The 6,357-nt window shown below is 70.4% G+C and carries 7 protein-coding genes; 6 read left to right on the top strand and 1 reads right to left on the bottom strand.

Annotated features, from left to right (window positions below):
• Nucleotides 1-43: 43 nt before the first annotated feature.
• Nucleotides 44-235 (bottom strand): antitoxin, encoded by a 192-nt coding sequence (locus tag UG56_RS21225; protein ID WP_045546744.1) that lies wholly within the window; start codon nt 233-235, stop codon nt 44-46.
• A 119-nt stretch (nt 236-354) separates the two neighbouring features.
• Between UG56_RS21225 and miaA the strand changes: the two genes are divergently transcribed.
• The 6 genes from miaA (at nt 355) to UG56_RS21195 (ending at nt 6,328) form a co-directional block, all read left to right on the top strand.
• On the top strand, nt 355-1,287 hold the full coding sequence (gene miaA, locus UG56_RS21220; RefSeq protein WP_045546745.1) for a tRNA (adenosine(37)-N6)-dimethylallyltransferase MiaA: 933 nt from the start codon (nt 355-357) through the stop codon (nt 1,285-1,287).
• A complete protein-coding gene (locus UG56_RS21215; protein WP_045546746.1) occupies nt 1,284-2,207 on the top strand; it encodes a helix-turn-helix transcriptional regulator in 924 nt (307 codons plus the stop codon). Before miaA ends, UG56_RS21215 begins: the two co-directional genes overlap by 4 nt.
• A gap of 53 nt (nt 2,208-2,260) precedes the next feature.
• Nucleotides 2,261-2,890, top strand: a complete 630-nt coding sequence (locus UG56_RS21210) for a pyridoxamine 5'-phosphate oxidase family protein (RefSeq protein WP_045546747.1) — start codon at nt 2,261-2,263, stop codon at nt 2,888-2,890.
• A complete protein-coding gene (dapF, locus tag UG56_RS21205) occupies nt 2,890-3,741 on the top strand; it encodes a diaminopimelate epimerase (protein ID WP_045546748.1) in 852 nt (283 codons plus the stop codon). Before UG56_RS21210 ends, dapF begins: the two co-directional genes overlap by 1 nt.
• A gap of 60 nt (nt 3,742-3,801) precedes the next feature.
• Nucleotides 3,802-4,578, top strand: coding sequence for an SDR family NAD(P)-dependent oxidoreductase (locus UG56_RS21200; protein WP_045546749.1), 777 nt, complete (start codon nt 3,802-3,804; stop codon nt 4,576-4,578).
• A gap of 121 nt (nt 4,579-4,699) precedes the next feature.
• Complete coding sequence (locus UG56_RS21195) at nt 4,700-6,328, top strand: VWA domain-containing protein (RefSeq protein WP_045546750.1); 1,629 nt, start codon at nt 4,700-4,702, stop codon at nt 6,326-6,328.
• Nucleotides 6,329-6,357 lie beyond the last annotated feature (29 nt).

Raw genomic sequence — 6,357 nt, 5'->3', positions numbered from 1 at the left:
CAACCCGGTCTGGGTTGCTCCCCGCCTCGATGCGTGGATGGGCTCAGTTGCCGTCCATCTTCTCCGCTTCGTTCTTGGCAGCCTCGACGCCCTGGTCGATCTGGTCGCTGAACTTGCCACCGGTCTTCTCGTCGGCGAACTCGCCGGCCTTGTCCAGGCCCTCGCCGACCTTGTCGGCGCCAACCTTGTCGATGCCCTGCTGGGCGAGGTCCTTTGCCTTGTCCAAGAAGCTCATGCTTCCCCCTCTTGATCGGTGGCTCCCCGTATGAGCCAGCTTGCGGCCAGACTAACCACATGGAGTACGACAGCAACAGGGGGACACGCGACCCGGATAGGCCACATGAGCTACACAACTTGGGATCTTCGGCCCAGGTCGTCGCTCCGATCGTGGCCGTCGTGGGCGCCACGGCGGCCGGGAAGACGTCGCTCTCCCTCGACCTCGCCGAGGCTCTCGGCGGCGAGATCATCAACACCGACGCGATGCAGGTCTACCGCGGCATGGACATCGGGACGGCCAAGCTGCCGGTCGCCGAGCGGCGCGGGATCCCGCATCATCTGCTGGACCTCCTCGACATCGCCGAGCCGGCCTCCGTCGCCGACTTCCAAGGCCTGGCGCGCGAGACGATCGCGACGCTCCGGGCGGCCGGGAAGACACCCGTGCTGGTCGGCGGCAGCGCCCTCTACACGCGTGCGATCCTGGACCGCTTCGAGTTCCCCGGCACCTCGGACGAGGTGCGGGAGCGGCTGGAGAAGGAGCTCGAAACCGCAGGTGAGAAGGCACTCCACGACCGCCTGCGGGCCCTCGACCCGGTCGCGGCGGGGCGGATCGAGATCGACAACGGTCGCCGCGTCGTACGTGCTCTGGAGGTCATCGAGCTGACCGGCCAGCCGTTCAGCGCCCGGCTGCCCGAGCAGGTCTACCACGACCCGGCCTCCATCCAGATCGGCGTCGACATCTCCCGGGAAGCCCTGGACGTACGCATCCGGCAACGCGTCGCGGAGATGTTCGAGGCCGGGTTCGTCGATGAGGTGGCCCGGCTCCTGGAGGAGGGGCTGGGACGGTCGCGGACCGCGGCGAAGGCGATCGGCTACCAGGAGGTCGCCGCCCACCTCGCGGGAGAGATGACGCTGCCGGAGGCCATGGAGCGGACGGCCATCAAGACCAGGCAGTTCGCGCGGCGTCAGGATGCCTGGTTCCGCAAGGATCCGCGGGTCGTGTGGGTCTCCTACGATGACCCGGCTCGCCTCGAGAAGGCCGTCGCCGCCGTACGGGAGGTCGTGTCGTGAGCGAGCGGGACCGTCTGCGGGAGCTGCTGGACGCGGTGCTCGACGGTGCCGACACGGGGGAGCCGCGCACGCTGGCGCAGATGGCGGGGGACGCCTACACCTCGCCCTACCACTTCAACCGGCTGCTCTCCCGGGGCGCCGGTGAGCCGCCGGTGGCGATGCGGCGCCGGGTGATGTTGGAACGGGCCGCGTGGCAGCTGCAGCATGGCGGCACCGTGACCGATGCCGCCTGGGCTGCCGGCTACGAGTCGGTGGAGGGGTTCTCGCGGGCCTATGCGAAGGCGTTCGGGCATCCGCCGAGCACCCCCGCGGTCAGCCACTGGCTGCCGGCGCCGAACGGCATCCACTTCCACCCGCCGGAGTCGCTGTGGGTCGACTCCCAGGAGCGGGTGCTCGCGCCGTTGACCGAGCAGCTGGTGATGCACGACCTCGACGACACCCGCGGACTGCTCGATCTGGCCAAGGGTCTGCCCGAGGACGCATTGACCGGCGTGCGGCTGCCGGGCCACGAGGTGCTCCCGTGGGACGGCCCGGAGGAGTCGCTCCTCCAGGTCCTGGAGGCCACGGTGTGGTCCAAGGAGTGCTGGGTCGCCTCCATCGAGGGCCTCTCGATGCCGGTCCGCAGCCGCTCCTGCTCGGTCCTCGCACTGGTCGAACGGCACGAGTCCGTAGCGGCGCGGTGGCTGGCGGTCGTACGCGACATCGAGCGCCGCGGGGCCTGGGAGGACCGGCTCGTGGACGCCCTGTGCGAGCCGCCGGAGAGCTTCCAGATGGGGTCGGTGGTCGCCCACGTCCTGACGTACGCAGCACACCGGCGTCTGCTGGCCCGGATGATGCTCCGGATGGCCGGTGTCGAGGTCGACAGCGGTGACCCGATCGAGTGGCTGCGGGCCCGCCGGGGCGAGGTGCCGACGGTCTGAGCTGCCGTCGAAATGATTCGGTCACCCGCGCGGGCGCCTCGTACGCTGGGGCAGTGACCCCTACCTGGACTGAGATCAGCACGCTGGAGGAGCTCGTCGACCTGGTCGGCACCCCGCACGAGCGGGCCGTGACCAAGGGGCGCCCGGCGCTCCTCGAGATCGACCGGGAGTGGCTCGCCGCCACGCCGTTCTGCGTGCTCGCGACCTCCGACGCGGAGGGCAACTGCGACGCCTCGCCCAAGGGGGACCCGGCGGGCTCGCTGGTGCACGTCATCGATGACACCACGATCGCGATCGCGGAGCGGCCCGGCAACAAGCGGGTCGACGGCTACCGCAACGTGCTCTCCAACCCGCACGTCGGGCTCAACTTCCTGATCCCGGGCCGTGGCGACACGCTGCGGATCAACGGTCGCGCCCGGCTGGTCTCGGACGCGCCGTTCTTCGACGAGATGGTCGTCAAGGGCAAGCGGCCGATCCTCGCCCTCGTCGTCGACATCGACGACATCTTCTTCCACTGCGCGAAGGCGTTCCTGCGCTCGGGTCTGTGGGACCCGGAGACCTGGGACCCCGACCACCTCCCCAAGCGTGCGGTCATCGCCAAGCAGGTCGAGAACGACCCGCGCACGCTGGCGGAGATGGAGGACTACTACCGCACCGACACCTACTCGAAGACGCTCTACTGATGACTTACACGTTTGCGAAGGGCCACGGCACGGAGAACGACTTCGTGCTGTTGCCCGACCTCGACGGGTCCGTGCACGGCGGCCTCTCGGACGAGGAGATGGCCGACCGGGTGCGGGCCCTGTGCGACCGCCGGGCGGGCATCGGCGGCGACGGGATCCTGCGCGTGATCCGCACGGCCGCCTACACCGGTGCGGACCGTCCGGCCAGCGACGCGGAGTGGTTCATGGACTATCGCAACGCCGACGGCACCCTGGCCGAGATGTGCGGCAACGGCACCCGGGTCTTCGCGGAATACCTGCGCTCGGCCGGGCTCGCCGGCGACGAGGTCACCTTCGCCACCCGGGCCGGCGACAAGACCCTGCGCGCGGAGGGCGACGTCTGGACCGCCGACCTGGGCTCGCCGAAGCTGCTCGGCTCGACCCAGGTCACCGTCGCCCACCACTTCTGGTCGGCCTGCAACGTCGACATGGGCAACCCGCACGCCGCCGCCGAGGTCGAGTCGATCGACCCCCACGGCCCCGTCGGTGACCTCTACGACTCCCCGGTCTTCGACGAGACGGTCTACCCGCACGGGGTCAACGTCGAGTTCTTCGAGCGCGTCGGCGAGCGTCACGTCGCCATGCGGGTCTACGAGCGCGGCGCGGGCGAGACCCGCTCCTGCGGCACCGGAGCCTGCGCGGTGATGGTCGCGGCCGCCGAGGCCGATGGTCTCGCGATCGCGCGTGATGCTGATGTGACGTACCGGGTGGATGTGCCGGGTGGAACGCTCCATGTCACCTGGACGACGGACGACCGCGTTCTGCTCACCGGACCGGCAATCCTGATCGCCGAGGGTGCGACCTCGCTCTGACCACGAGATGGTTAACGGGTATTCACTCTCGTGAGGGTGGTCACGTCTAGGGTGCTGCCCATGGAGTTGACTGATAGCACAGCGATCGTGACCGGAGCGGCCAGCGGGATCGGGGCGGCGACGGCCCGAGCGCTGGCGGCCAAGGGTGCGACGGTCATCGTCGCGGACATGCAGAAGGACAAGGGCGAGGCCCTGGCGGAGGAGATCAAGGGGCTGTTCGTGCCCGTTGACGTGACCGACACCGACCAGATCACCAACGCCGTGGAGAGGGCCGTGGAGATCGCCCCGCTGAAGGCGGTGGTCAACTCGGCCGGGATCGGGTGGGCGCAGCGCACCATCGGGCGCGACGGTCAGATCGGGTCCGCGCACGACCTGGACGCCTACAAGAAGGTCATCGCGATCAACCTGATCGGCACCTTCGACATGTGCCGCCAGGCGGCGACCTACATCAGCCGCAACGAGCCCGACGCCAACGGGCAGCGCGGCGCGATCGTCAACCTGGCCAGCGTGGCGGCCTTCGACGGCCAGATCGGGCAGGTGTCCTACTCCTCGTCCAAGGGCGGCGTCGTCGGTCTGACCCTCCCGCTCGCGCGCGACCTCGCCGCGGTCGGCATCCGGGTCAACACTGTCGCCCCCGGCCTGATCGACACCCCGATCTACGGGGAGGGCCCGGAGGCCGAGGCGTTCAAGGCCAAGCTGGGCGAGAGCGTGCTGTTCCCGCACCGCCTCGGGGTGCCCGCCGAGCTGGCGAGCATGGTCGTGGAGTGCCTGACCAACGACTACATGAACGGCGAGACGATCCGCGTCGACGGCGGCATCCGGATGCCACCGAAGTGACCGGACGCAACCGACGCAACCGACGCTGGTAGTACCCCGACGGCTGGCGCACCGCTAATGTGTGCGCCAGCCGCGGACCGTTTCAGGCCGTTCCGCGGACGTCGGAGCAAGGGGAGTTCGCATGTCCGATAAGGCGGACACCAGTACGTCGAAGGCGCTCGCGATCATCGAGCCCGATGATCCCGCGGGGACTGCTGGACCGGCCGAGGAGACGCGGGAGCCGCGGTTCACGCGGGAGACGATCGGTGTGATCGCCGGCGCCGCCGGCGTCCTGGCCGTGTGCCTGATCGCGACCGCGCTGGTCGCCAACGGCAAGGCGAGCCCCAGCGGCGAGCGCACCTGTCTCGGCCCGCAGATGAAGGTCGCGGTGGCCCCCGAGGCGGCGACCGTCGTGGGCAACATCCTCGACGACGCGGGCTGCAGCCAGATCGACGTGGAGTCGGCCGAGGCCGACGAGGTCCTCCGGCCGATGGCGCTCGACGGCGACCTCCCCGACGTGTGGATCCCCGACTCCTCTCTGTGGGTCGACCGGATCAAGCCGGCGGTCGAGCCGGTGACCCTGCGCACCTCGATGGCCTCCTCACCGGTCGTGCTCGTCTCCGGCGACGGGCTCACCCGCACCTCCTACGCCGAGGCGTTCGCCGAGGACGACCTGCTGATCGGCGATCCCCAGCGGATGATGAGTGCCCTCGGCACGGTCGTCGCGGGCCGGGCGAAGCCCCAGACCGAGGCCCAGCTGGAGCCGTACGCCGACCGGATCGCCTCCGGGGACGAGGCCGCCGCGCCGACCGACCCGGCGCGTCTTGCCGAGCTGCAGACCGTGATGAGCGGGGTGACCGCGACCAGCGAGCAGCAGTGGTCGACGTACGCGCCGAAGCTGAAGGCCGCCGCGCCGAAGGAGGGCACGGTGGTCCTCGACTACCCGGTCATGATCACCGCCGACTCCTCGCGCCGCAACGCGATCGCCTCGACGATCACCAGCTTCGCCCGCGTCCTGGACAGTGGCGCCGCCGACAAGGCGCTGACCAAGGCCGGGTTCCGCACCAACGGTGCCGGCAAGCCGTCCCCCAACGTCGGCGCGTTCACCCGGGCCGACTCGGCCGCGGTGGCGAAGACCGCCTCGGAGTGGGATGCCAGGCTGCGGCCCACCCGGGCGCTCGCGGTCGTGGACGTCTCCGGCTCGATGGCCTGGCCGGTTCCCGGCGGCGCGACGACCCGCCTCCAGCTCACCCAGGCAGCCGTGTCGGAGGCCGCCGATGTCCTTCCGGGCGGCGCCGCGATGGGGCTGTGGGCCTTCTCCGAGAAGACCGAGGGCAAGCTCGACGGTGACCACGCGGTGCTCGTGCCGACCGATCAGCTGGCCTCGAAGAGCCAGCGCGCCCAGCTGACCGAGGAGATCGCGGGGCTGTCCGAGCGCACCGGCGGCGGCACCGCCCTGCACGAGACCGCGCTCGCTGCCTACCAGGACGCGGTCGCCTCCTACGACCCGCTCGCCTCCAACACCGTGCTCCTCTTCACCGACGGCACCAACGACGACCCGGGATCGATGGACCTGACCGAGCTCGTGAGCCAGCTGAAGGCGGCCTCCGATCCGCAACGGCCGGTCCGCGTCCTCGGCATCGGGATCACCGCCGACGCCGACCTGGGCGCGCTGCAGGCGATCGCCGACGCGACGGGTGGGGCGGCGTACGTCGCGGAGCGGCCGGAGGACGTCGAGTCCGTCGTGAAGGAGGCGCTCGGGCAGCGCTGAGGGGCGCTGAGGGGGCGCTGTTGGATAAG

The sequence above is a fragment of the Nocardioides luteus genome (genome assembly GCF_000960475.2).
Taxonomy (GTDB): Bacteria; Actinomycetota; Actinomycetes; order Propionibacteriales; family Nocardioidaceae; genus Nocardioides; species Nocardioides luteus_A.
The sequence above is the reverse complement of the archived record's forward strand: the minus strand, read 5'-3'. Positions and strand labels throughout refer to the sequence as shown.

Excerpts from the sequence above, each read along its gene's own strand:
- UG56_RS21225 (WP_045546744.1), bottom strand. The coding sequence starts at position 235 with ATGAGCTTCTTGGACAAGGCAAAGGACCTCGCCCAGCAGGGCATCGAC.
- dapF (WP_045546748.1), top strand. The coding sequence starts at position 2,890 with ATGACTTACACGTTTGCGAAGGGCCACGGCACGGAGAACGACTTCGTG.
- UG56_RS21200 (WP_045546749.1), top strand. The coding sequence starts at position 3,802 with ATGGAGTTGACTGATAGCACAGCGATCGTGACCGGAGCGGCCAGCGGG.
- UG56_RS21195 (WP_045546750.1), top strand. The coding sequence starts at position 4,700 with ATGTCCGATAAGGCGGACACCAGTACGTCGAAGGCGCTCGCGATCATC.